This window comes from Pseudomonas sp. FW305-28 (genome assembly GCF_017351395.1).
Classification (GTDB): Bacteria; Pseudomonadota; Gammaproteobacteria; order Pseudomonadales; family Pseudomonadaceae; genus Aquipseudomonas; species Aquipseudomonas fluorescens_AA.
Genome location: NZ_JACNDD010000315.1, coordinates 1 through 336 on the forward strand (window position 1 = coordinate 1; position 336 = coordinate 336).

Consider the following 336-nt stretch of genomic DNA (forward strand, 5'->3'; position numbering starts at 1 on the left):
GAGCCCGGCCTTCTTGAAGTCGCTGATTTTCTGTTCGGTCAAGCCGATGCCGGAGGTGATCAGGTTGGTATAGAAACCCAGCCTGCGCGCCTCGCCGATCAGCTCGGCCAGGTCCTGGCGCACCAGCGGCTCGCCACCGGAAAAACCCAACTGCGCGGCGCCCATTTCCCGGGCTTCGCGAAAGACCTTGAACCACTGCTCGGTGCTCAGCTCCTTGCCCTGCTCGGCGAAGTCCAACGGGTTGGAGCAGTACGGGCATTGCAACGGACACCGATAGGTCAGCTCCGCCAGCAGCCACAGCGGCAGGCCGACTTCCGGCCTGGGCGGCAGGGCGGT

1 protein-coding gene is annotated in these 336 nt (G+C 64.9%); it reads right to left on the minus strand.

The genetic code is table 11. The features are described 5' to 3' along the window. The coding region (locus J4E53_RS30600) for a radical SAM protein (protein WP_207268302.1) at positions 1-330 on the minus strand (330 nt) is incomplete at its 3' end. Between the last annotated feature and the right edge of the window lie 6 nt (positions 331-336).